The following is a 22,847-nucleotide window of genomic DNA, read 5'->3' as shown; positions in this document are numbered from 1 at the left end:
GAAACTCCCGAATGTATGCTCCTAAGAGCTTCCGATTCGGGAGTTTTTTCTATGTTTCTCTGTATGTGTTCTTGGCAGAATTTAAATGAAGGATAGCTAATAATTGCTCCGCCATATAAGCAGCAGAGTATATAAATTCACTTTGAATCCATTCACTTATCATACCCCAGATTGCATTTGCCTGATAACTAGCAATAAGATTTGCATTTATATTATGTTGCAATGGCTGATTAGTGATATCTTGTAGTACAAGTTTTTTTAATTCATCGCAAATTCTCTTTTGTAATTCAAATAATACATTAGATTTAACTAGCAATGAATAAAAGTTAGAGTACTTTTCGACATGATCAAATATTTTAATCGTAGAAGAAGATAATTTGCTTACGATTAAAACTTCTACCTCTTGATAAGGTTCACGATAAGAATCGATTAAATCCTTAATTACATCGTCGATCGCTTCCTCTAAAAGCTCTTCTTTATACTGATAATGCTTGTAAAATGTACCGCGATTTAAATCGGCAGTTTGTACAATATCAGTAATAGATATTTCTTTAAAATCTTTTTGTTTCATTATAGCAATAAGAGATTCTTTCAAAGCAGCTTTCGATTTTCTAATTCTTCTATCCTGGTAAATAGATTTAGTAGACATTTAAGACCTCCACTGTATATTAGAGTACAATAATTGCTCTCTTTGCTGATTGAACGGCTGAGTGTAGATTCATTATACTATATGTAGTAAGAACTTATTGCACATCTGTTCAATAGAACTGATAAATAAGTGCAAAAAGAAAGGGTGTAGAAGAGAATGAGACTTCAACAGAAGGTCGCTGTTATAACGGGAGCAGGGTCAGGTATGGGAAAAGCAATTGCTACTCTTTACGGGAAAGAAGGAGCAAAAGTAGTAGTTTCTGATTTAAATGAAGCATCTGCAAAAGAAACGGCAGAAGAAATCACAGCAAGCGGAGGAGAAGCAATCGCTGTTGTAGCAAACGTTGCAAAAGAAGAGGATATTCAAAATCTTATTGATACAACAGTCAACACATATGGAACTGTTGATATTCTTGTAAACAATGCGGGTATTATGGACAACTTTGAGCCTGCCGGTGATATTGAGGACGATAAATGGGAGCTAGTATTTGCTGTGAATACAACGAGTGTCATGCGTGCAACAAGAAAAGTGATGCCAATATTCTTAGAAAAGCAGCAAGGTGTTATTGTGAATGTTGCATCTGCTGGTGGGTTATATGGTGCACGTGCAGGAGCAACCTACACGGCTTCAAAGCATGCCGTAATTGGTTTTACGAAAAACACAGGATTTATGTACGCACCACAAGGAATTAGATGTAATGCAATTGCACCCGGTGGTGTAGAAACAAATATTGGTACATCTATGACGAATATTAATGCATTTGGTATTGGACGCACACAAGCAGGACTTGCACTAAATCCGCGAACAGGCAAAGCAGAAGAGATTGCAAAGGTTGCACTATTCCTTGCGTCCGATGAGTCTAGTTTTGTGAATGGAACCGTCATAACTGCGGATGCTGGCTGGACAGCATATTAATAGATGGATTGAAACGATCTTTCTCGATAATGGAGAAAGGTCTTTTTTTAGAGTTGTGAGCGACTAATCTCTTTAGGTAATTGGATCATACTGTTGATATCTGATGTTATAAAAGAAGGCTGGAAGAGCCCATATTTCTTGGTGATAGTAAAAAAGGTTTATAAACTACTAAAAGAGGATACTTTTTTAGTAGTTTGCTTTTTTTGTCACATACTATATAACTATAAAGAGGCCATTACATGTTATATTTTTAAGAGAAAAATATACGCGGAGAAGAGTGGAAACTTGTTTAAAAATCCTTCCAGTAGCAATTTAATCGAGTTAAATGGAGAGTATTCGATTCCTATAGTAGCATTATCCATTATTATGTCAGTTATTGCTTCCTATACTGCATTATCAATGAATGAACGTGCATATAAAAATAGTTTTTTTCATCGTAACTTTTGGCTCGCCCTTGCCTCAATAGCGATGGGTTTTGGCATTTGGTCCATGCATTTTATAGGAATGAGTGCTTATTCGTTGCCGGTTGAAATGCATTACCATAAATCGCTAACGATCGTATCTGTTATTCCTGCAATGCTAGCTTCTTTTATAGCATTTTATATTGCTAGTCGTTCGAACAGAACTTATTGGACGTATATATTGGCAGGTAGTGTAATGGGAATAGGCATATCTTCCATGCATTACTTAGGAATGTATGCAATGGAGATGGATCTATTATATACATACGATAGGAGTTTATTTATAGCATCTATTGTTATTGCGATAATCGTTTCCGTTATAGCAATATATATATTTTCAGGTTTTCGTCGTTTTGTTGTGAATCGATTTATTCAGCTTATAACAGCTATCATCATGGGACTTGCTGTTTCCTCGATGCATTATACGGGAATGGCAGCTATTACTTTTTATGTTCCTAAAGATTTTATTCCAAGTTCTATGCATATGCATATGATGGACATGAATGGAGTTGCAATAAGTGTAGCTATTGGAATGATTGTTTTACTAGGAACCTTACTATTTTCCAGCTTGGTAGATCGTTATGTAGAATACAGGGCCAACTATTTTGATGTGTTAACTAAATTACCGAATCGCCGTTTATTTGAACAAAAGCTAAGAAAACCGATATTTCCAGAACATTTAGCTATTTGGCATTTACATGATTTAGAAAAAGTGAATAGAGAGTACGATTATCAGTTTGGCGATGAGGTGATTCAATGGGTGGCCGAGGTGTTAGAGCTGTCCACCTCCAAAATGGTAGACCTATACCGAATAGAAGGTAATCGTTTTGCTTTCTTGACAAGGGATATGTATGAAGAAAAGCAAATGCAAGAAGAGATGGAGAAAGTAGCGGAATTACTTCGTCAGCCATTTTTCATTCAAAATCAGGAAGTGACTCTTCAAGCGACCTGTGCCATTTCAAAAGCATATAATTATGAGGAAGCATCAAGTATATATACAAATGCATTAAGTGTTTTAAATCATCCATCCGTTCAATACAACCATGAAGTGGTTATGTATGACCCCTCTATTCACACGTATACGTTTGAAAGGGAGATTGCTGATGACGTGTTCGACGCAATGCTTAAAGGTGAGCTATATCTTGTATATCAACCTAAAGTTAGTATGCAAACATATGAAATCATGGGTGTCGAAACATTACTGAGATGGAATCATCCTGTTTATGGAATGCTTTCCCCAGGTATATTTATTCCAATCTTAGAAAATCATGATCGAATGAAAGACGTCACAGATTGGATTATCAAACTTGTTTGTCGCCAAATTTCCATCTGGAATGTTGAAGGAATTCCTTTTGGACAAGTAGCCATCAACATTCCAGGTCAATATGTTACTTCTCCGAGGTTATTAGATGTATTAAAGCAGACGTTAAATGATTATGATATAAGACCGGCACAGTTAGAGCTAGAAATTACAGAAACAACATTCGTGAAAAATATTGCAGAAGCGATGCGAGCTGTAAGTGTTCTTCGTCAAGAAGGCTTCTCGGTCGCATTAGATGATTTCGGGACTGGTGTCTCCTCGTTATCTTATTTAAAGCAGATGCCGATCTCCACCCTAAAAATCGACAAGTCGTTTATCGATGAAATACCACATTCTCAAAAGGACTCTTCGATCATTCAAGCAATTATAAGACTAGGAGAATCATTAGACTTAGCAGTTGTATTTGAAGGGGTTGAAACCAAGGAGCAAGTAGAGTTTCTAGTTGCAACATGTAAGGATCCAATCATCCAGGGCTATTATTTTGCAAAGCCGATGATACCGGAAGAATTAAAAGGATGGAGGAATAAAGATGTCGAATGATCAGTTTGAAATAGAAATGAACAGTCCTCAAGTCAATTCTAAATCACTTATTCCATACATTAGTAAAGAATTCAAATCTCATTTTACGAAAGATATAACAGCGTTGTATCATTACACAGATCTAGAAGGAGCCCAAGGGATTATAAGCAATAAGACATTTTGGGCTTCCCATATAAAATTTATGAATGATTCCAAAGAGTATAGCCATGGCCTGGAAATATGTGAGGCAATTGTAGAAAATTTAATACAAGAATTTCCAAAAGAAAATCCAAGACGCATCTATTTAGAGGAAGTATTTACGATTCTAGAGGAGCAAGATACGGATATTTTTGTCGTGTCTTTTTGTGAAAGTGAAGATTTGCTAAGTCAATGGCGAGGATACAGCCGAAGTAAATATGGTGTATCGATAGGCTTTGACTATGCTGCTCTTTTTGACGTCTCTTTTCATCTGAGTGAAGAAAACTTCTTTCCACGAAAAGTCATCTATAATCATCAGCTACAACAGCAAATTATCCATCGCATTATTGAAATCGCATTAGTTAGCAGAGAAATGAATACCACAAAACAAGCATATACACCGAAAGAAGTAGCTAGAACAATCGGGTACTTCTTACCACTCTTTAAGCATTCCACGTTTTCTGAAGAGAAAGAATGGCGTATCATCGTAACAAACTCCAAAAGCATGCCCTATCAGCACGAACTAAAATTTCGTGCCCGCGATAATATTATCTTGCCTTATATTGAATTGTTGACACATAACAAAATGACGCAAAACGATAACAAACTCCCGATTAAGCAAATAACAGTAGGGCCTTCTGGAACAAACGAGTTCACAGCAAGAAGCCTTAACTATTACTTAAAAAACGTTGGATACCCAACCGTTCCTATTAAGATATCTCATATTCCATACCGATAAAGTGAAAAAATCAGCAACAAAATCAAAGAAAAAAGACCCCCAATCATATTGGAAGTCTAGTAATACCTTTTTCATGTGCAAGTAGCCATTCTTTTCTCCACAAGCCACCTGCATATCCAGTTAGTTTTCCGTCAGAACCGATAATCCGGTGGCAAGGAATTACGATACTTAGCTTGTTTTTGCCGTTTGCACTTCCTACTGCACGAATGGCTTTTTCATTTCCGATGCTTAGTGCAATGTCTTTATAAGATCCAGTTTCCCCATAAGGAATAGTTGTTAAGGCATGCCATACACTTTTTTGAAATTCTGTACCGATGCTAATGGAAGGAAATGAAAACTCCCGCCGTTCACCTTTAAAATATTCATCCATCTGAACGTAACATTCTTTTAGCGCCATAGGAGTTTCCCCTGTTAATGGGTATACTACAACATCTTGCTCTGCAAACAGGATAGAATGGACTGCTTTATCCGAACCGACGATTTCCAAAACCCCAATAGGAGTTGGATAATCTAATTGAAAAAGTTTACTCATATAACGGTCTCCTTCTGTCGGTACTCACTTGGAGTACAATTTTTCAAACGAAAAAATACTTTATAAAAGTTGGATGCACTTTGAAAACCAACTTCATAACAAACTTCTAAATTCGTTTTGTTTGTATGTTTCAACAAATGTGCTGCTTTATCAATTCTTACTTTTTCTAAATACATACGTGGTGTTTCAGAGGTCTCTTGTTTGAAAAGACGGTCCAAATAATAAGTACTTACTCCAACATGATTTGCAATATCTTGCAACACAACTTTTTCATTTGAATGATTGATCAAGAACGTAATAACACTTTGAACAAATTGTGTGTTGGGAGACTGATCCACTTCTGGTTTGCACCTTTTACAAGCACGAAATCCATCCTCTTCTACTTTTTCTTTGTCCAGATAAAACTCTACATTTTGTTTCTTTGGTTTTCTAGAACGACAGGAAGGACGACAATAGATTCTTGTTGTTTTCACAGCGGTATAAAATAATCCATCATATGTCTGGTCACAAGCAATAATTTTTTCCCACTTTTCTTCAAATGTAAGATTGATCATAATGGCATACAACTTCCTGTCCTTTCTAGTTTAATCTTCATACAAATGTGTTGTATCTTTTAATGCAAATAATTGAGCGGTATTCATTTCCATAAAGGCAATGACTTTGTCCGATAATGCATTTCCAAAGCTAAATCGTCGCACTCCTAATTCCTTAAGCTTATTACAATTAGTTAGGCCAGGTAAAGATAAAACATTTAGCGGGGCTTTTATCTTCGATGAAATTTCTGCGATATCCTCATCCGACGTCACACCAGGAACGAAAATTCCACTTGCTCCACTATCCACATATGTCTTTCCTCTTTCTATTGTTTCCAATAGAGGATTTTCCTTTTGGAGATACGTATCTGTTCGAGCATTGATAAAGAAATCTTTGAAGCCGCTATGCTCTAAAGTATTTCTAATTTCAAATAAAAGCTTTGCATGCAAAGAGATATCTCTTAAACCATTTAGTGTTTTAAACGAATCCTCTATATTTATCCCCACCACTCCAACGTCAGCTGTCCTTAAAACATTTTGCACAATTGCTTCTATAGATTCGCCATAACCACTTTCTATGTCTGCAGATACCGGAACAGTGACGTGCTCAGTGATTGTTTGGATGATCTGTAAATGTCGAGCGAAGTCGATAAGTTCTCCGTCTTTTAAACCAAGTGAATTCGCCACTCCCCAACTAGTCGTTCCGATTGCTTGGAAGCCCGCCTTTTCTAAAGTTAAAGCAGATAATAAATCCCATGCATTGCCTAAAAATAATGGCTCGGTAGATTGATGGAGCTTATTGAATCTTTGAATTTTATTCATAATAAAACCTCCTTAGATTCATATTAGCAAGTTAGAAGTACTGTTTTCGTCCTTTTTCTTGCGCTTATGGTCTGATAGGAGTGATAACTTGTTTTCATTGAAGTTACTATTGGGAATATTCGATGGTAGCCCTTTTTATATAAGCCTTGAAGGTAATATTGGAAGTTTTGTAGAATTTAAGGAAATGAGGGGGATGATATTCTTGTGGAACGGAAACATCATAGAAGTAGCAACATCCATATTGGCTTGGATAGTCATTGGTACACTGGCATTTCGGATTTATAAAAAACAAGTGGAGCACCCAAAAGCTTGGAAAATAATTATAGTCATCTTAATAGGTCTCTTTTCTTTTTCGATTAAATGGAATGTATTTGATACACTCATTCAAATTGCGATTCTACCACTTGGCGTATGGATTTTGTATGCCATTTTAAAAAGAAAAGAAGGATGTTGGAAAAAGTATCGACCTTTTGCATGGCTAGGCTTTTGGGCTAATTTCATTTTCTTAAGTACAACATTAATCGCTATACCTATCAATCACTTCGTTTACCCTGAAAATGAAATGAAGACATATATATCAAACGTAGAAAGTGCATCGATTATTGCCATTCATCCATCAGCAAAAGAAACCTCACTAATCAAAGAAGACCTATTAAAACAAATACATAATTTAAAAGAAAAACAATTCTTTAGTGACAAATGGTATAACGAGACTTATATGAATACAGAGGCAAACAAAAGAAGTGAACGTTTTCCATATATGCTTATAAATACTTCACCTAAATGGGGAAGCGGACTCATTACTAATGTATATATAGAAGGCGATGGAAAAGGTCTCTTAGTGGTAACCCCGAAAAAGCAATTTTATTTTCATTCCGACCAATCCTTATTAGAGGAGGGAAAATAAGTGACGGAGAGAAGATTGGTGATTTCGATAGGGCTAGCTATGTTATTGCTGACAATCGTTATATTTTATTTGTTTAATTTTACGAAGCCTCATGCTTTTCCAATGGATGATAAGTTATTGAAGGAGATGAATAGTTTTTATGCGGAAGCGCATGCAGATGTCATTCAAGATGTAGTGTATCTTGATAAACAGCATGTATTTGTTCCTTATATTTCACAAGAAAACAATTATGGTTTAAGCTTCTGGGTCTGGAAACATCGGAAATGGAAGGTCGAAGAAATTGATACAACCGGTGACCTGCGATTATGGAAAATTAATAGTAAAGATTCCGCTACTTATCATTTTGTATGGAATTTTCCTTCTAATGACCAAATTAGTTATATGAAACTATATGCTATTAAACAAAGAGGTTACCATATCTTGGGGGATGTTCATCATTACGACCCAGCGGTTCAACTGGAAAGAAAGATTTCATTTTCAGAAAAAACGTATGGAAGCATACAATTGGATACTGAGTGGATTTCCGTTATAGATGAATGGAACAAGTTGAATGAAGCAAAGCAACCAGATCTCTTTTTCCAACCGTTTCAACCTATGTATTTTGGATGGAATACTTTTGATAGATCAGATACTATTATTTATCCAGAACGTTCTACGGGTAATAGTTCCATCTTGAATAACAGTGTAGGTATTGAAAATGTCATGTTGGTGAATGAATCAGAACTTGAGTATCCATAAAGGATTGTAAACTTTTCTTGAAACCTTTGATTTGCGAAGTGCGTATATAAATTTATAAAAGGTTAGAGGGAGGATTTATAGATGTCTTTTTTTAATAAAGTACTGGCGAGTTTCGGAGTAGGGGGGGCCAAAGTAGATACAAAGCTTGAAAGATCAACGTATGTCGCTGGCGAAATGATGAGTGGCGAAGTGGAAGTCTACGGAGGAAATATCGATCAACAAATTGACTCTATCCATTTAACTGTATACACAACTTACATTCGAGAATCAGATGATAAAAAATATACAGAAGTAGCACCTGTGAAAAAGCTTAAGATCAATGAACCCTTTATTATTAAATCAAATGAAACGAAAGTAATTCCATTTTCTATCGAGCTTCCAGTTGATACACCTATCACCATTGGAAAGACACAAGTATGGGTGAGTACAGGACTTGATATAAAAAATGCAGCAGATCCTGGAGATAAAGATTATATTGAGGTTAAACCTTCTAAACTAGCAAAACAAATTCTAGAAGAAGTTCAACAACTTGGCTTCCAATTAAGGAAAGCGGAATGTGAGCAGGCTTCTAAAAGAATGCGCAAAAACTATCCATTTGTTCAAGAATTTGAATTTATTCCAACGAGCGGCCCGTATAGAGGGAGACTAGATGAATTGGAAATTGTATTTTTGGCACAGTCCGAACAATCAGCAGAAATACTTATGCAAGTGGACCGAAAAGTACGGGGCATAGGAAGTTTTCTAGCAGAAGCTTTTGAAATGGACGAGAGTCATATTAGAATGACCATCACTACGCAAGATTTACCGAATTTACAAGAGAAACTGAAACAAATAATCTCAAACCACCTTTAAGAAATACCTAGATGAGAGATAAACCCAGAAACTAGTAAATGTTTCTGGGTTTTTGAGTGCTTAAATATCAATGCAAAAGAAAATACTGGTTAATATATCCTTTTACAACTAAACACATCGATTTTACAACTAAATCCTTCGCAATTACAACTAAAACTACTAATTTTACAACTATCATGACCAATTCCAATTAAAAGCCCACCGTTTACCGAATTGACACTAAACTAACCAATGGTTATAATATGACCATTGGTTAGTTTAGTGGGGAGGAAGTGATTATATGAAAAATAAACAAGAGAAACGTTCGGAAGAAACAAAAAAGCAAATCCTGCAATCAGCGGGGCAACTATTTGCTAACAAAGGATATGATGCAGTAACTATACGAGAAATTGCAAAGGATGCGGGTTGTTCACATACAACGATTTATCTTTATTTCAAAGATAAGGACGAATTGCTGCATCAGCTTTCCATGCCATCTTTGCAGGAGTTATACAAAAAGCTGCAAGAGATTTCTACAGTAAAGACTGTATCAGCAGAGGAAAGGCTAAAGGACATTAGCCGTGAATATGTTTACTTTTGCTTGAATAATCGCAATATGTACGATATCTTTTTCAACGCAAAATCTACAAGAGTAGATGTAGAAGCACCAGAACTAGAAATTAACAAACTACGCTTGGAGATTTTTGCATTAATGAAATCAGTTATGCAGGAATGCCTTCCGATTGCAAACGATGAACAGCTGTTGGCTATTTCCCGAATTTATTATTATCAGTTAAATGGCGTTTTAAGTACTTATTCCTATCAACATGAACCACTCGATGTATTAATGGAACGATTGACACCAACGTTTGACCTCGCCATTGAAATTCTTTTATTGGGCTTCAAAGAAAAAATAAAATAAGGGGACATGACAATGAAAGTGGAGAAGGTTTCTGAACATATTTGGAGCTTAAAAAAGTGGATGATAGTTCCTATTCATGTGTGGGTAGTTTTGGATGACGACGGGGTCACATTAGTAGACGCTGGGATGCCATTCATGGCAAAAGGAATTAAGAAATTTATGAACCAACTTAACGCAGGATCTTTAAATCGAATCCTTTTAACACATGGTCATTCCGATCATGTGGGATCGGTAAAAGGTATCTTAGCTGAAAATGAAGTACCGGTATATGCACATCGTATTGAAATTCCCTATTTAGAAGGTGAAGTGTTATATCCCAAACGAAAGAAACTGGAACATAACCTGCCTAAACAGCTAACGCAGCCTCTTTCTGAAGATGATATTGGAAACTTGAAATCTGTAGGCGGACTAAGGCCATATCTAACACCAGGTCATTCTCCAGGTCATGTCGTGTATTATCATGAAAAGGATCAAGTGTTGTTGGGTGGTGATCTTTTTAATTCTAAAAAGGGAAAGTTACAACCTCCTATGTTCACTCCTTTCCTGGAGGAAGCGGTGAAAAGTGCTACCATTGTAGAAAAACTAAAACCAAAACGACTAGAGGTATGTCATGGTTGCTCGGTGTTTAACCCTGCTGAACAATTAGAAGAATATGTTCGAAAAGCAGAGAAAAAACACGGAGGGATATAATCGTGCAACTTGTTCATTATACGGTTTTTGGTCTGTTTTTTCTAATGGAATTAGGTGCACTTGCGGCCTTTTCCTATTGGGGTTTTCATATGAATCGTGGATGGCTTATAAGTAGTTTACTTGGATTGGGTACACCCCTGTTAGTAGCTATTTTTTGGGGGACTTTCATTGCTCCAAAGGCTTCTATTCCCGTATCCATTCCTTTAACAATCCTTCTTCAATCTATTATATTTGCTCTGGCCGTAGCAGCTTTACATTTCTCCGATAAAAGCAAACTTGCCATTATATTTGGAGTGGTTGTTTTAATAGAGATGATATTGATGTATACGATAGAAGATTGATACAACCAATAGTAGAATAAAAGATATCATCCATAGGGAGGAGATTCTTATTTCAGCGGATATGGAAACACAAATTATCGACGACATCATGCATAGAATCGTTTCAAAAACAATGAAGCATGGAGAAAAACTGCCTTCTGAAAACGAACTCACCACCAAATATAAAGTGCCAAGAATGACGGTTAGAAATGCTCTGACAAAACTAGAAGAACGCGGATACATTTACTCGGTGCAAGGAAAAGGTCGTTATTTAAAAGAAGCATCGACTCAAATCCAATTACATCTAACCGGAAAAACGAGTTTTACAGATAAAATGAAAGAAGCAGGATATGATTTAAAAACAGAAAATATCCAATGCGAAAAAATTTCGTATAATGAACAACTCTTTCAAAATATAAACGCAAGCAAAAGGGAGAATGTCTACAAGATAGGCAGAATCCGTTATATTAACGGGGAACCAATTGCCATCCATAATTCCTATGTGAGTAATAAAATGTTCCCAGATATCGCAGAAGATGGTCCAAAAATCGAGTCGATGTTTGCTTACTATCGAAAGCTTGGCTACAACGAATTTGCCAGTAAAAAAAGCTTGTTAAGTATTACATTTCCGACTTCCGCCGAACAACAATTGCTCGCTTGTAAAAGTATGGTACCGCTCATAGTTGTGGAAAGTGATTGCATCGATGTAGCTTCAAACAAAGTGCTTGAGCATACGAAAATACTGTATCGAAGCGACAAATTTAAATATGATATTACGATGGATTGACCAAAAACAGGTAAAGGATGAAAGTGTCCTTTGCCTGTTTTTTTGTACCAATTGCAGGGAAATATAAATGCGCAACGTTTCCAGCCATACTCGCAACGTTGAAGTGCATATGCGCAACATTCCGCTTCATACGCGCAACATTTTGGGACATTTGCGCAACGTTTATAAAAAAACACTCAAAATCCTTTCCGATTCACTCCAAGTTAACTTGTCGAATGAGAAGTTAGTTGCTCTTAGGGACGATTTGGTTGCTATCAGACTGCTACTAGTTGCTCTCATCAACTGTTTGGTCTCCCTTAGCCATTTATCAGGAATTTTTATTGTGTAACTTCATAACTTGAGGGATTTAGTGTGGCGGACACTTCATCTCTCCTTACGAAACACATTCCTATACAGCAAAAACTACCCTTTAAATATGCTCGTTTTTCCATGAGCATAAGCATAAAGATTGATGCAAGTCCAATTATTAAGAAAATTTACAAACATTTACGATACCTTAAAACACAACAACTTGGCGACAAGTTAAGATGAACTTGCAAAGGAGGATTCAACAAGATGAAAAGAAGAAGACGCACGGAAATTCTCATACAAGAAAATGGCCAATTAGCAAAAAAGCTATCGGCAACAATAATAGATGCATATGAATGCAAAGAAATCTCAGAACCGCAATATGGATTAACGATGATTAAAATGCGTGAATCCGCTAAAAAATCCTTATTTTATATAGGGGAAGTCCTTATTACAGAAGCAAAAGTAGAGATAAATAATTGCATCGGAATAGGAATCGTTGTAGGCATGGAAGAGGAACTTGCCAAACAACTCGCAATAATAGATGCAGCATATAAAGCAGAATTACCAGAAACAATCACGTGGCGAGGCCAGCTTATTGAAGCGGAAAAACAAAACACAAAAGAACGTGCAAAAAAACAAGCAGAGCTTTTCAAAACGAAAGTAAGCTTTGAAACAATGGAAGTTTAACGAAAAAAGGAGGGATAGTATGGCTATCGATCAAGTACATGATTTGCAGCAAGTATATAGAAAAATATTGCATAGTATGTCGCGGCCAGGCACCATTTCTTCGCTAGCTGATAATGCGAAGAAAGTAGATTTTGACCTGTCTTGCTTCCATGCAACGTTCTTAAGTGCAATGACATTTTTGGATGCGGAAGTGACGTTTCATATTCTTTCTTCAACCCAACAACGCTTAATAGATAAAATCTCTGCATACACATCCTCAAAATATGCACCGATTAACGAAGCGGATTTTATCATTGTTTTGCAGGAAGATACCGAGGAATCCATTCAACATGCTTTTTTGGAGTGTAAAAATGGCACGCTTATTGATCCACAACATTCCTCTATATGGATTATGGAAAGTTCTATCTTGTCCAATTCAGGGGAACTAACATTAACGGGTCCTGGCATTCAACATGAAGCTAGGCTACATACAAGTTTAAGCCCACTATTATGGCAAGCAAGAAACGAACGAACAAAGGAATATCCACTAGGCATTGACTTGATTTTCACAGATGAGAATGCCCAAGTTGTCTGTATTCCACGCACAACTACAGTAGAAATTACGGAGGTGAGCTAATGGGTTACGTTCCAGTAAAAGGTGGCACGGAAGCAATAGATGCTTCTATTAAGCGTTTAAAATACGAGCGTTTAAAAGGTAATGAAACAATAGAAATTCAAACTATTATGTCCACCATGCGTGGGATGATTGATCAAGTAATGTCCGAAAGTAGCTTATACTCACCTTTCTTAGCCGCGATAGCGATTAAGCAAGCGGAAGGTAGTATGGAAGAAGCCGTTTTCCTTATGAGAGCACATCGTTCTACATTGCCTCGTCCTTATTATAGTAAGACGGTGGAACCGGAGACTATGCTTGTCGAGCGTCGTATTTCCGCAAGTTTTAAAGATATACCAGGTGGTCAATTATTAGGTGCAACCTATGATTATACGCATCGTTTATTAGATTTTGATCTAATAAATGAAAGCTCGGAAAGCATTCAGCGTTGGTTGCAAAACTACCAAACAGAATTGCAGAAAGTAGATGCTTTCGATGAAGTGAAATATTTCCCTAAAGTAGTGGATTATTTACGCGAAGAAGGGCTTTTTGAAAATTACGAAGGAAATAACACGGCTCCTAAAGATATTACGAAACAAAGTTTACAATTTCCTTCCACTAGAAGTGAGCGACTGCAAGTGATGACAAGAGGGCAAACAGGTGCCGTCACATCGTTAGGATATGCTTCACTTAGAGGTTATGGGCAAGTGCATCCGACCGTTGGGGAAGTGCGCGTTGGTGCTGTCCCTATTTATGTAGGGCATCCAAATGAAATGGAGCATGATATAGAGGATGATTTTTATATTGGAGATATTAAAGTAACGGAAGTGGAGTCATTTGTCCCGACACAAGTGAAAAATGCCAACAACGAATATGAACTGCAATTTGAAATTGGTTATGGCATTTGCTATGGGCAAAACGAAACAAAGGCCATTGCGATGAGTATTTTGGATCAATGTCTAGAGCACCCAGAAGCTGATTTTCCAACACATGATGAGGAATTTGTTTTATTGCATATCGATTCCGTGGAGTCGACAGGGTTTATTTCCCATTTGAAATTACCGCATTATGTAACGTTCCAATCGAAGCTAGACAGTGTACGCCAAGTGAAGAAAGAGGTGCAGGAAGTTGAAAACTAATACGCATTTTGCTTTTTTCGATGAAGGTTCAAAAAAAGAAATTCGTCGTGCCATCATAAAAGCTGTAGCAATTCCTGGTTACCAAGTGCCATTCGCTTCTAGAGAGATGCCGATTGCAAGAGGCTGGGGGACAGGTGGTTTGCAAATCACTCTTTCCATCATTGGAAAATCAGATGTGTTGAAAGTGATCGACCAAGGAGCAGATGAATCAGTAAATGCCGTTAGTATAAAAAAACTAGTCCATGATACGACCGGTATAGAGCTAACGGAACAAACAGAAGAAGCTAGCCTCATCCAATCGAGGCACCGCATACCAGAAGTCGCACTAACCAAAGATCAAATAATTGTCTTACAGGTTCCAATGCCAGAACCACTTCGCCCAGTGGAAGCAAGCGAGCTTAAGACAAAGACAATGCATGCAGAAAATGATTATAGCGGCGCTTGGCTCATGCTATTTGAACAAATCATGAAATATGGCAAGACAGCAACTGCGGCAGATCATCCGGTTTATGTGAATGATCGTTATGTGATGGCACCTAGTCCGATTCCGCGATTTGATAACTCCAAACTGCACGAATCGGAAGCTTTAATCCTGCTTGGGGCAGGAAGAGAAAAGAAAATTTATGCGGTACCCCTTATACAAAAGTAGAATCTCTTGCTTTTGAAGATTACCCATTTACGGTAGAAGCTTTTGAAGATAAGCATTGTCATTTATGCAATTCCACGGATGTCTTTTTAGATGAACTAATCGATCCCCAAACAGGAGAAACTATTCATCAATGTAATGATACAAGTTTCTGTATGGATCAGTTGAATAAAAAAGTGGAAGAGGAGGCCCAAAAGAGCTATGTATGAAGAGCCAATATTAGAAGTTAGAAATCTACAGAAGCAATTCGGTACAGGCTGTATAGAGTGTCGGCAGAAGGAAACTAGAAAGCTAGTGAAAAACTTTTGCAAAAGTTGTGGCACCTTGTATGCTTGCCAGGATATTTCATTCGACTTGTACCCTGGTGAAGTATTAGGGATTGTCGGAGAGAGTGGAAGCGGAAAATCAACGATGATGCAATGTTTATATTTTGATAGTGAAGTTTCATCAGGAGAGGCATATATCCATACACCCGACTTGGTAGGAAAAAATATATTTGAAATGTCAGCGCAACAAAAGCGTTTTATCCGAAATCATGTTTATGGCATGGTTTATCAAAATCCAGTGCAAGGTTTGAAGATGAACTTTTCTTCTGTCGGTAATATTGCAGAGAAACTAATTGCAGCGGGCAACAAAAATGTTGGGCAAATGGAAGCGACAAGCAAAAAGCTACTAGAAAACGTGCATATCCCATTGCACCGAATGAAAGAAGAGCCTAGGAACTTCTCCGGTGGAATGCAACAACGTGTTCAAATTGCGAAAGCATTATCAAACAATCCGCCAATATTATTTTTGGATGAAGTAACGACCGGTCTAGATTTATCTGTACAAGCAAATGTACTCGATTTGATCAAAGTAATACAACGTGATTTAGGAATTAGCATGATTGTTGTATCACATGATTTAGCTGTTATTCGTATGCTCGCAGACCGCACCATTGTTTTGCTGAACGGAAAAATTATTGAAGAAGGTTTAACAGATCAAGTGTTAGAAGACCCACAACATGAGTACACACAACAATTAGTCTATTCATTACTTTAGGAGGAGCGACCACTTTGTATATTATTCATAATGGAAAAGTTATAACAGAAGAGGGAATTATTGAAGGAAAAGCAGTCGTAGTTGTGGGAGAGATTATTGAAGCGATTATCCCTCAGGAAGAAGTGTCAGCTTATCCTAATGTGGAGCTAATAGATGCACGAGGTGGATATATTTCACCAGGATTTATCGATATCCATTCAGATTATATCGAAACGGTTGCATCCCCAAGACCTACAAGCATGATGGACTTCAATATTAGTTTAAGAGAAGCGGAGAAAATATTGATCAGTCATGGTATTACAACGATGTTCCATTCGCTTTCTTTTTACAAAGAAGACGTGTTTACCCATAAACCGATGCGAAATCCAAAGAATATTCAACGTATGGTAGATGCAATAGATGCTACACACAGTGAATTGCATTTAATACGCCATCGATTACATGCACGATTTGAAATAGACAATATTGATGAAGTAGACAGTCTTGTCCAAAATATTGAGGACGGAAAGGTGCATTTACTATCCTTTATGGATCACACTCCAGGTCAAGGACAATACCGGAACTTAGAGGTGTATCGTGAAACATTAAAAGGGTATCGCAATATTTCAGATGATGATGTAAATGTGCTCATAGCCGAACGACAAAGCACAGAGTTTTTAACGATTGAAAAGATGAAGGAAGTCGCGGATATAGCTTTATCTAAAGGGATTGCGGTTGCCTCTCATGACGATGATGACATAAAAAAATTGGAACTAGTGCAGTCATTTGGAACGACGATTAGTGAGTTTCCGATAACACTTGATGTTGCAAAAAAAGCAAAGGAAATTGGCTTACATACGATTGCAGGTGCACCAAATGTGTTGCTTGGTGGCTCCCACTCAGGCAATTTATCTGCAGCAGCAGCCATTTCGCAAGATTGTGTGGATATTCTGTGCAGCGATTACTATCCTGCTGCGCTACTACACGCTATCTTTGAACTTCATGAAAAGCACGGCAATGATTTACACAAAATGTTTATGATGGTCACACTAAATCCTGCAAAAGCAGTGCGCATGGATGAAGAACTAGGTTCGATAAAGGTCGGAAAAAAAGCTGACCTTCTTGTGATTGAACGAATGGAAGATGGATACCCGATGCTAACTGCAACAATGGTCAATGGTGTTTTAATCACGACAACCAATTACCGAATTAAATAATGAAACGAGGAGATAGCCACATGGCGATACTAGAAATTGTGGATTTTGGCAAGCGATTCACCATTCATCATTTAGGAAAAACGATGCCCGCTATCCAAAATATCAATCTATCATTGGAAGCTGGAGAATTCATCGGAATTGTCGGTAAGAGTGGTAGCGGTAAGTCCACCATACTAAAGAGTATCTATCGAACATATTTACCGGACGAAGGGAAAATTATGTACGACTCCGAACGCTTTGGAGAAATTGATTTGGCGCAGATCTCGGAAAGACAAATGCTGTATTTGAGAAAATATGAGATTGGCTATGTATCACAGTTTTTAAGTGTCATGCCTAGAACGACCTGTCGTCAACTCGTAACGAACGCATTGTTAGAAATGGGTGAGTCGGAAGCTGTTGCACGGGGAGAAGCAGAAAAAGCATTAGCTCATTTTGAGTTAGACCCGAAACTATGGGACAGTTATCCAAATACATTTTCAGGTGGAGAAAAACTGCGATTGAATATCGCGATGGCAACCGTGAAAAAGCCTAGATTATTACTATTAGATGAACCAACCGCGAGCCTAGACCAACAATCCAAAATAAAAGTTCGAGAAATCATCGAGAAATTAAAAAAACAAGGTACAACTTTAGTTGGGATTTTCCACGATATCGAATTTATGGACGGTCTATGCGACAAAGTATATGACATGCAAACAAGACAACTAACGATAACGCAAGAAGTAGTAAGTCATGAAAGCTGATTTACATGTTCATAGTAGCTACTCAGACGGCTCTGAAACCGTCGAAACTATAATGAAGCTTGCAAAGGAGCGAGCCGTTACCCAAATTAGCTTTGTCGATCACGATACAGTTAAAGGGCTAACTAAAATATGTACGATCGGTGAAAAACACGGGATTGAAGTCATACCAGGTATAGAAATCTCTGCGTATGACTTCAAAAGAGAGCGAAAAGTACATATACTCGGCTATAATTATGACCCCGAAGCAGTACATATTCGTTCGATATGTGATGATTTACTCAAACGGCGCCAGACCCATTCTCTATGGCAAATAAAACAAATTCAAAAAGCGGGATACGAACTGGATGTAGAGAAAATAATAGAAACTGCTAAGCCTTCTGAGACGATTTACAAGCAGCATATTATGCGTCATTTAACGGAAGCTGATTATACATCTCTTTCATATAAGCAATTATATAAAAGCTTATTTAAGGGCAAAGGGGTGGCATCAGGGGACATTGTCTATATCGATGCGGTGGATGCTGTAAAAGCAATTGTAGCAGATGGGGGACTTGCTGTAGTGGCCCATCCCGGTCAGCTAGATTCCTATGACTTGATTCCCAAGCTTGTACCATATGGTTTAGGGGGAATCGAGCGAAATCATCCAGATCATACTGCTAGCGATCACCAAAAAGTAGAGGCCTTAGCTGAGCAATATGGACTGGTTATGACAGGTGGCACAGATTTTCACGGCGCATACGGAGCGACCATCGAAGTTGGTGAGATTACTAGTCCTTCAAATCTTCTTAAAAGTTATAAAAAAATGGTGTAAATAAGGTTAATCCTTTATAAAGTTACTGTAAATTTCCACAATTGTAAAAAGTAATGTGGTTCAATATAAAAGTAAGGTGAGCTACAACATTGCAATGCCATTTTATTTAGCGAAAAGGAGAATTAGTAATGAAGAAAAGTTGGTTTGGAATTAGCCTGTTTTTAGTAGTTGCTCTATTATTATCAGCATGCTCAGAAGGAACAGCTGGAGCTAAAGATGCAAAAGTGGATGACGTGATTAAAATTGCTTGGTACCCAAATGAGTCTGGAACAGATATGAAATCTTCCCGTGATGAAATCGGTCGAGTAATTGAAGAAGCAACAGGCAAAACAGTGGAGCACCAATTAACAACAGATTATGCGATTGCCATTGAAACATTGGTCAATGATAATGCTGACCTTGCTTTTATGGGAGCACAAGGATATATAGAAGCAAAAAATGGAAACGATGCAATACAACCTTTAGTAGTTCCTACTGGTGCATCCGGTACATTAGATGATGCATTGTACCATAGCTGGTTAGCGGTAAATGTAGATGCACAAGATGATTTTAAAGTAGACGGGGAATTTTCATTAGAAACATTAGAACAAAAAAGTATGTCTTTCGTTTCCAATAGTTCAACTTCAGGATTTGTCGTCCCATCCTCATCGATTATCGGATTCTATGCCGAAAAATCGGGCTTTGAAGATTTAGTACCAGAAGATCTAATGGAAGGTGGACCGCTATTCTCACAAGTATTATTCGGAAATTCACACCAAGGGTCAGCGGTAAATTTATTAAGTAACAATTCAGAAGTAGCAGCTTTCTGTGACACTTGCGTAGGAAACTATGTAGAAGTTATAGAAGGAGAAGAAAATAAAGTAGGATCCGTATACAAAGTAAAAGACGATGCAGCTGAACCATTTAACACAGTAACTGGAAAAGAATTTATCTTAATGTCGGTTACACCAGTATTAAACGCGCCATTCGCAGCGAACTTAGATGCTTTAGGACAAGAGGATTATGATACATTAAAAGAATTATTCTCTTCGGATGAGATTGCAAACAATGAGAAAATCTTCGTTCCAAAAGACTCTGGAGAACCAGGATTATTTTTCAAAACAGAAAATGAAAGATTCGCAGAAGTAGAAGATGCATGGTTCGATCCAATCCGTGAGCTTTCTAACTAAATCAACGATATTTAAGGACAATTGGAGCATGCATGTATTAACGTGCATGCTCCAATTTACAAAAAGGAGGGTAAAAGCGTGACGTTAGTTGAAGTGAAAAACCTAGGTAAGTCTTATAATGCGCAAACGAGAGTATTAAAGGGTGTTAGTTTTGAAGTAGAAGCTGGTGAGTTCGTTTCGATTATCGGTCTATCTGGAGCAGGAAAATCGACACTCTTACGATGCGTTAATCGAATGGTTGAAATTGATGAAGGGAATGTTATTTTTGATGGGGTTGATGTTGGAAGTTTGAACAAACAGGAACTACGTAAAATGCGCACAAATATAGGGATGATTTTTCAACATTATAATCTCGTGCCGCGGCTTTCCGTTATTGAAAATGTATTACATGGTCGTTTGGGCTACAAAACAACCTTACAAGGTGTATTTAACCGATTTACGGAGCTTGAAAAAGAACATGCATTTTTTCTATTAGAAAAGTTAGGCATTGCAGATCATGCATATAAAAGATGTGATCAGTTAAGTGGAGGACAACAGCAACGAGTTGGTATTGCTCGTTCCCTAATTCAAGAACCAAAGTTGGTGCTCTGCGATGAACCAATTGCTTCACTAGATCCCAATTCTTCTGAAATCATTATGGACTACTTAAAATCAATCACAAAAGAACTAAATATTGCGTGCATCGTCAACCTCCATCAAGTAGAAATCGCTTGTAGTTATTCAGATCGAATTATTGGTTTAAGTAAAGGTACCGTGGTATTTGACGGTCCGAGCTTTATGCTAACTTCTGCTCATACAGACGAAATCTATAGGACAAAAACAGTAGAGACTAGAAAGCTAGTCACTGTGTAAGGAGCAACTAAACGTGAATGAAAAAGCAATGCGGAGCCAGCGAAAATGGCAAACGATTATTTGGGTAGCGATTATTATCACATTTACTTATTTAGCATCTGATATTACAAATTTTAATATCATACATGGGATTGCCACTTTACCGAATGCCATTACATGGATATTTTCTAATTTGACTATAACACCAGAAACACTGGAAAGACTGCCTAAAATATTGGAGAAATTAGCCGAAACGATTCTTATGTCTATTGCAGCAACAACAACAGCGACAATCTTTTCATTATTTTTAGGGTTAATGGGGTCCAAAACGACTGGTACAAGTAGTGTATTAGGTGTATTCGCTCGATTTATTGCTTCTGTTGCAAGAAATATTCCGGTGGTCGCTTGGGCTTTAATACTTCTTCTGTCTTTTGGACAAAACTCGATGACAGGATATTTGGCCTTATTTGTAGGTTCTTTAGGTTTTCTAACGAGAGCATTCATTGAAACGATAGATGAAGCTAGTCATAGTGCGGTGGAGGCGCTCCGAGCTACAGGTTCTACTTATTTTCAAATCGTCTTCAAAGCGGTTATTCCTCAATGCCTACCTCAAATGATCAGTTGGATTTTGTTTATGATTGAAACAAATATCCGGAGCGCAACACTAGTTGGCATTTTAACAGGAACGGGGATCGGGTATTCCTTTGACTTGTATTACAAGACACTTAACTATAATGCAGTAGCACTAGTTACTTTCGTCATCGTCATCTCCGTCATTATTATTGAACTTATGTCAAACAGAATACGGAAGGTGATTTTATAATGGAAGCCACTACAACCTTGGCAAAACGGAGAGCAAATGGTCGTATTTCGATTAAATCAGGCAATAAGGTAGAGCAAGTCATGGCCGGTACAATATTCGTTTTAACCCTTCTTACCATATTAGCTTTTTTCTTTTTCAATTATGCGGGACTGGATATATCGAGAGCTATCCCCGAGACGGCTTATAATTTAAAAACAATGTTTTTGGAGCCAGCTTTAAGCCATTTCACTTGGGGAGAAGCCGTTTATCAAGTAGGGATTACCTTAGGATTAGCTTTTCTAGCAACGATTCTAGGAGCAGTTATCGCATTTTTTCTAGCACTAATGGCTGCAACCAATTTATCTAATCTCTGGGTATCTAAGACTGTACGAATCGTTGTAGCTTTTATTCGTGCAGTACCGACTGTTTTATGGGTTCTAATTTTTGCGATTGCTGCAGGTTTGGGAAGCGAAGCAGCTGTACTAGGGATGCTTTTTCATTCTATTGCTTACTTGGTCAAAGCATTTTCAGAGGCATTTGAGGAAGTGGATAAAGGAATTTTAGAAGCATTGACGGCAACAGGGGCTAATTGGTGGCATATTATCACCCACGCTGTTTTACCCTCTACTTTTACGTATTTGTTATCTTGGACGTTCCTGAGATTCGAGATTAACTTTTCTGTAGCTGTTGCAATGGGAGCAGCAGCTGGAGCAGGAGGAATTGGATTTGAACTGTTTATGGCCTCCGGATTCTACTTTGATATGAGAGAAGTGGGGTTAATCACTTATATTATCTTATTACTAGCGATTGTGTTGGAAATTATGTCGACTCAATTGAAAAAACGCTATTTCCCAGCAAAGGCTGTAAGATAATTAGGAAAAGGACTTTCCGATTATGGAAAGTCCTTTTTAACCAAAGATGAATGTAATTATTTTCTTGTTAAAACAATAATTTTAGGTAAAGATATCCTTAACGCGACAAAAAAACTCATCACAAATAGAATCAGCTAAACTAC

Annotated in this window: 26 protein-coding genes and 1 pseudogene; 22 read left to right on the top strand and 5 right to left on the bottom strand. The window is 37.5% G+C overall.

Annotated features, from left to right (window positions below; genetic code table 11):
* Positions 1–49 precede the first annotated feature (49 nt).
* Positions 50–649, bottom strand: a complete 600-nt coding sequence (locus OR571_RS09475) for a TetR/AcrR family transcriptional regulator (RefSeq protein ID WP_282242563.1) — start codon at positions 647–649, stop codon at positions 50–52.
* Positions 650–805: 156 nt separating this feature from the next.
* On the opposite strand from OR571_RS09475, the gene OR571_RS09470 reads away from it, so the two are divergent.
* The 3 genes from OR571_RS09470 to OR571_RS09460 all read left to right on the top strand — a co-directional run bounded on the left by OR571_RS09470 (position 806) and on the right by OR571_RS09460 (position 4,802).
* Entirely contained in the window at positions 806–1,564 is a 759-nt protein-coding gene (locus tag OR571_RS09470) for an SDR family oxidoreductase (protein ID WP_282242562.1), read from the top strand.
* A gap of 285 nt (positions 1,565–1,849) precedes the next feature.
* Positions 1,850–3,886 carry a bifunctional diguanylate cyclase/phosphodiesterase gene (locus OR571_RS09465; protein ID WP_282242561.1) on the top strand — a complete coding sequence of 679 codons (2,037 nt, stop codon included), beginning with the start codon at positions 1,850–1,852 and terminating at the stop codon, positions 3,884–3,886.
* Positions 3,876–4,802 (top strand): DUF2971 domain-containing protein, encoded by a 927-nt coding sequence (locus OR571_RS09460; protein ID WP_282242560.1) that lies wholly within the window; start codon positions 3,876–3,878, stop codon positions 4,800–4,802. The genes OR571_RS09465 and OR571_RS09460 overlap by 11 nt, the downstream gene beginning before the upstream one ends.
* 43 nt (positions 4,803–4,845) lie before the next feature.
* Here the strand turns inward: OR571_RS09460 and OR571_RS09455 are convergent, their stop codons facing one another.
* The 3 genes from OR571_RS09455 to OR571_RS09445 are packed head-to-tail and all read right to left on the bottom strand — an operon-like array spanning position 4,846 to position 6,689.
* Complete coding sequence (locus tag OR571_RS09455) at positions 4,846–5,334, bottom strand: methylated-DNA--[protein]-cysteine S-methyltransferase (protein WP_282242559.1); 489 nt, start codon at positions 5,332–5,334, stop codon at positions 4,846–4,848.
* A complete protein-coding gene (locus OR571_RS09450; RefSeq protein ID WP_282242558.1) occupies positions 5,331–5,888 on the bottom strand; it encodes a bifunctional transcriptional activator/DNA repair enzyme AdaA in 558 nt (185 codons plus the stop codon). Before OR571_RS09450 ends, OR571_RS09455 begins: the two co-directional genes overlap by 4 nt.
* A 30-nt stretch (positions 5,889–5,918) precedes the next feature.
* Positions 5,919–6,689, bottom strand: coding sequence for an isocitrate lyase/PEP mutase family protein (locus OR571_RS09445; RefSeq protein WP_282242557.1), 771 nt, complete (start codon positions 6,687–6,689; stop codon positions 5,919–5,921).
* A 202-nt stretch (positions 6,690–6,891) separates the two neighbouring features.
* On the opposite strand from OR571_RS09445, the gene OR571_RS09440 reads away from it, so the two are divergent.
* The 3 genes from OR571_RS09440 (at position 6,892) to OR571_RS09430 (ending at position 9,186) form a co-directional block, all read left to right on the top strand.
* On the top strand, positions 6,892–7,596 hold the full coding sequence (locus OR571_RS09440; protein WP_282242556.1) for a hypothetical protein: 705 nt from the start codon (positions 6,892–6,894) through the stop codon (positions 7,594–7,596).
* A complete protein-coding gene (locus OR571_RS09435) occupies positions 7,597–8,334 on the top strand; it encodes a hypothetical protein (RefSeq protein ID WP_282242555.1) in 738 nt (245 codons plus the stop codon).
* Between the two features lie 81 nt (positions 8,335–8,415).
* Entirely contained in the window at positions 8,416–9,186 is a 771-nt protein-coding gene (locus OR571_RS09430; RefSeq protein ID WP_282242554.1) for a sporulation protein, read from the top strand.
* Positions 9,187–9,253: 67 nt separating this feature from the next.
* Here OR571_RS09430 and OR571_RS09425 read toward each other — a convergent pair whose 3' ends face one another.
* A complete protein-coding gene (locus OR571_RS09425) occupies positions 9,254–9,376 on the bottom strand; it encodes a hypothetical protein (RefSeq protein WP_282242553.1) in 123 nt (40 codons plus the stop codon).
* 90 nt (positions 9,377–9,466) lie between these two features.
* On the opposite strand from OR571_RS09425, the gene OR571_RS09420 reads away from it, so the two are divergent.
* The 16 genes and pseudogenes from OR571_RS09420 (at position 9,467) to OR571_RS09345 (ending at position 22,704) form a co-directional block, all read left to right on the top strand.
* Complete coding sequence (locus OR571_RS09420) at positions 9,467–10,087, top strand: TetR/AcrR family transcriptional regulator (protein WP_282242552.1); 621 nt, start codon at positions 9,467–9,469, stop codon at positions 10,085–10,087.
* Between the two features lie 12 nt (positions 10,088–10,099).
* The gene (locus tag OR571_RS09415; RefSeq protein ID WP_282242551.1) at positions 10,100–10,777 is read left to right on the top strand and encodes an MBL fold metallo-hydrolase; all 678 of its coding nucleotides are present in this window, start codon (positions 10,100–10,102) and stop codon (positions 10,775–10,777) included.
* Between the two features lie 2 nt (positions 10,778–10,779).
* Positions 10,780–11,118 (top strand): YrdB family protein, encoded by a 339-nt coding sequence (locus OR571_RS09410; protein ID WP_282242550.1) that lies wholly within the window; start codon positions 10,780–10,782, stop codon positions 11,116–11,118.
* 61 nt (positions 11,119–11,179) lie between these two features.
* A complete protein-coding gene (locus OR571_RS09405) occupies positions 11,180–11,884 on the top strand; it encodes a GntR family transcriptional regulator (protein ID WP_282242549.1) in 705 nt (234 codons plus the stop codon).
* 555 nt (positions 11,885–12,439) lie between these two features.
* Positions 12,440–12,862 (top strand): phosphonate C-P lyase system protein PhnG, encoded by a 423-nt coding sequence (phnG, locus tag OR571_RS09400; RefSeq protein WP_282242548.1) that lies wholly within the window; start codon positions 12,440–12,442, stop codon positions 12,860–12,862.
* Positions 12,863–12,881: 19 nt separating this feature from the next.
* Positions 12,882–13,478: a phosphonate C-P lyase system protein PhnH gene (gene phnH / locus OR571_RS09395; RefSeq protein ID WP_282242547.1), complete on the top strand. Its 597-nt coding sequence runs from the start codon at positions 12,882–12,884 to the stop codon at positions 13,476–13,478.
* A complete protein-coding gene (locus OR571_RS09390; RefSeq protein WP_282242546.1) occupies positions 13,478–14,593 on the top strand; it encodes a carbon-phosphorus lyase complex subunit PhnI in 1,116 nt (371 codons plus the stop codon). The genes phnH and OR571_RS09390 overlap by 1 nt, the downstream gene beginning before the upstream one ends.
* Positions 14,583–15,448, top strand: a pseudogene (locus OR571_RS09385) (alpha-D-ribose 1-methylphosphonate 5-phosphate C-P-lyase PhnJ). Before OR571_RS09390 ends, OR571_RS09385 begins: the two are co-directional and overlap by 11 nt.
* A complete protein-coding gene (locus OR571_RS09380) occupies positions 15,441–16,280 on the top strand; it encodes an ATP-binding cassette domain-containing protein (RefSeq protein WP_282242545.1) in 840 nt (279 codons plus the stop codon). Before OR571_RS09385 ends, OR571_RS09380 begins: the two are co-directional and overlap by 8 nt.
* Before the next feature lie 14 nt (positions 16,281–16,294).
* Positions 16,295–17,476, top strand: a complete 1,182-nt coding sequence (gene phnM / locus OR571_RS09375; protein WP_282242544.1) for a phosphonate metabolism protein PhnM — start codon at positions 16,295–16,297, stop codon at positions 17,474–17,476.
* Positions 17,477–17,496: 20 nt separating this feature from the next.
* A complete protein-coding gene (gene phnL, locus OR571_RS09370; RefSeq protein WP_282242543.1) occupies positions 17,497–18,219 on the top strand; it encodes a phosphonate C-P lyase system protein PhnL in 723 nt (240 codons plus the stop codon).
* A complete protein-coding gene (locus OR571_RS09365) occupies positions 18,209–19,030 on the top strand; it encodes a PHP domain-containing protein (RefSeq protein ID WP_282242542.1) in 822 nt (273 codons plus the stop codon). Before phnL ends, OR571_RS09365 begins: the two co-directional genes overlap by 11 nt.
* Before the next feature lie 128 nt (positions 19,031–19,158).
* Positions 19,159–20,199: a PhnD/SsuA/transferrin family substrate-binding protein gene (locus OR571_RS09360; protein WP_282242541.1), complete on the top strand. Its 1,041-nt coding sequence runs from the start codon at positions 19,159–19,161 to the stop codon at positions 20,197–20,199.
* 78 nt (positions 20,200–20,277) lie between these two features.
* Positions 20,278–21,051, top strand: coding sequence for a phosphonate ABC transporter ATP-binding protein (gene phnC, locus OR571_RS09355; protein ID WP_282242540.1), 774 nt, complete (start codon positions 20,278–20,280; stop codon positions 21,049–21,051).
* Between the two features lie 13 nt (positions 21,052–21,064).
* Positions 21,065–21,853 carry a phosphonate ABC transporter, permease protein PhnE gene (gene phnE, locus OR571_RS09350; RefSeq protein ID WP_282242539.1) on the top strand — a complete coding sequence of 263 codons (789 nt, stop codon included), beginning with the start codon at positions 21,065–21,067 and terminating at the stop codon, positions 21,851–21,853.
* Positions 21,853–22,704, top strand: a complete 852-nt coding sequence (locus OR571_RS09345) for an ABC transporter permease subunit (protein WP_282242538.1) — start codon at positions 21,853–21,855, stop codon at positions 22,702–22,704. The genes phnE and OR571_RS09345 overlap by 1 nt, the downstream gene beginning before the upstream one ends.
* The last annotated feature ends 143 nt before the right edge of the window (positions 22,705–22,847 follow it).

Source organism: Psychrobacillus sp. NEAU-3TGS, from assembly GCF_029955155.1.
GTDB lineage: Bacteria > Bacillota > Bacilli > Bacillales_A > Planococcaceae > Psychrobacillus.
Note: the sequence above shows the minus strand (reverse complement) of the source record. Positions and strands in the feature narration are given on the sequence as shown.

Bases quoted from the DNA above. Each gene is read 5' to 3' on its own strand.
- OR571_RS09475 (WP_282242563.1), bottom strand. From the start codon at position 649: ATGTCTACTAAATCTATTTACCAGGATAGAAGAATTAGAAAATCGAAA.
- phnG (WP_282242548.1), top strand. From the start codon at position 12,440: ATGAAAAGAAGAAGACGCACGGAAATTCTCATACAAGAAAATGGCCAA.
- OR571_RS09405 (WP_282242549.1), top strand. From the start codon at position 11,180: ATGGAAACACAAATTATCGACGACATCATGCATAGAATCGTTTCAAAA.
- OR571_RS09345 (WP_282242538.1), top strand. From the start codon at position 21,853: ATGGAAGCCACTACAACCTTGGCAAAACGGAGAGCAAATGGTCGTATT.
- OR571_RS09365 (WP_282242542.1), top strand. From the start codon at position 18,209: ATGAAAGCTGATTTACATGTTCATAGTAGCTACTCAGACGGCTCTGAA.
- OR571_RS09380 (WP_282242545.1), top strand. From the start codon at position 15,441: ATGTATGAAGAGCCAATATTAGAAGTTAGAAATCTACAGAAGCAATTC.
- OR571_RS09455 (WP_282242559.1), bottom strand. From the start codon at position 5,334: ATGAGTAAACTTTTTCAATTAGATTATCCAACTCCTATTGGGGTTTTG.
- OR571_RS09430 (WP_282242554.1), top strand. From the start codon at position 8,416: ATGTCTTTTTTTAATAAAGTACTGGCGAGTTTCGGAGTAGGGGGGGCC.
- OR571_RS09445 (WP_282242557.1), bottom strand. From the start codon at position 6,689: ATGAATAAAATTCAAAGATTCAATAAGCTCCATCAATCTACCGAGCCA.
- OR571_RS09450 (WP_282242558.1), bottom strand. From the start codon at position 5,888: ATGATCAATCTTACATTTGAAGAAAAGTGGGAAAAAATTATTGCTTGT.
- OR571_RS09420 (WP_282242552.1), top strand. From the start codon at position 9,467: ATGAAAAATAAACAAGAGAAACGTTCGGAAGAAACAAAAAAGCAAATC.
- OR571_RS09460 (WP_282242560.1), top strand. From the start codon at position 3,876: ATGTCGAATGATCAGTTTGAAATAGAAATGAACAGTCCTCAAGTCAAT.
- OR571_RS09390 (WP_282242546.1), top strand. From the start codon at position 13,478: ATGGGTTACGTTCCAGTAAAAGGTGGCACGGAAGCAATAGATGCTTCT.
- phnH (WP_282242547.1), top strand. From the start codon at position 12,882: ATGGCTATCGATCAAGTACATGATTTGCAGCAAGTATATAGAAAAATA.
- phnL (WP_282242543.1), top strand. From the start codon at position 17,497: ATGGCGATACTAGAAATTGTGGATTTTGGCAAGCGATTCACCATTCAT.
- OR571_RS09415 (WP_282242551.1), top strand. From the start codon at position 10,100: ATGAAAGTGGAGAAGGTTTCTGAACATATTTGGAGCTTAAAAAAGTGG.
- OR571_RS09360 (WP_282242541.1), top strand. From the start codon at position 19,159: ATGAAGAAAAGTTGGTTTGGAATTAGCCTGTTTTTAGTAGTTGCTCTA.
- OR571_RS09470 (WP_282242562.1), top strand. From the start codon at position 806: ATGAGACTTCAACAGAAGGTCGCTGTTATAACGGGAGCAGGGTCAGGT.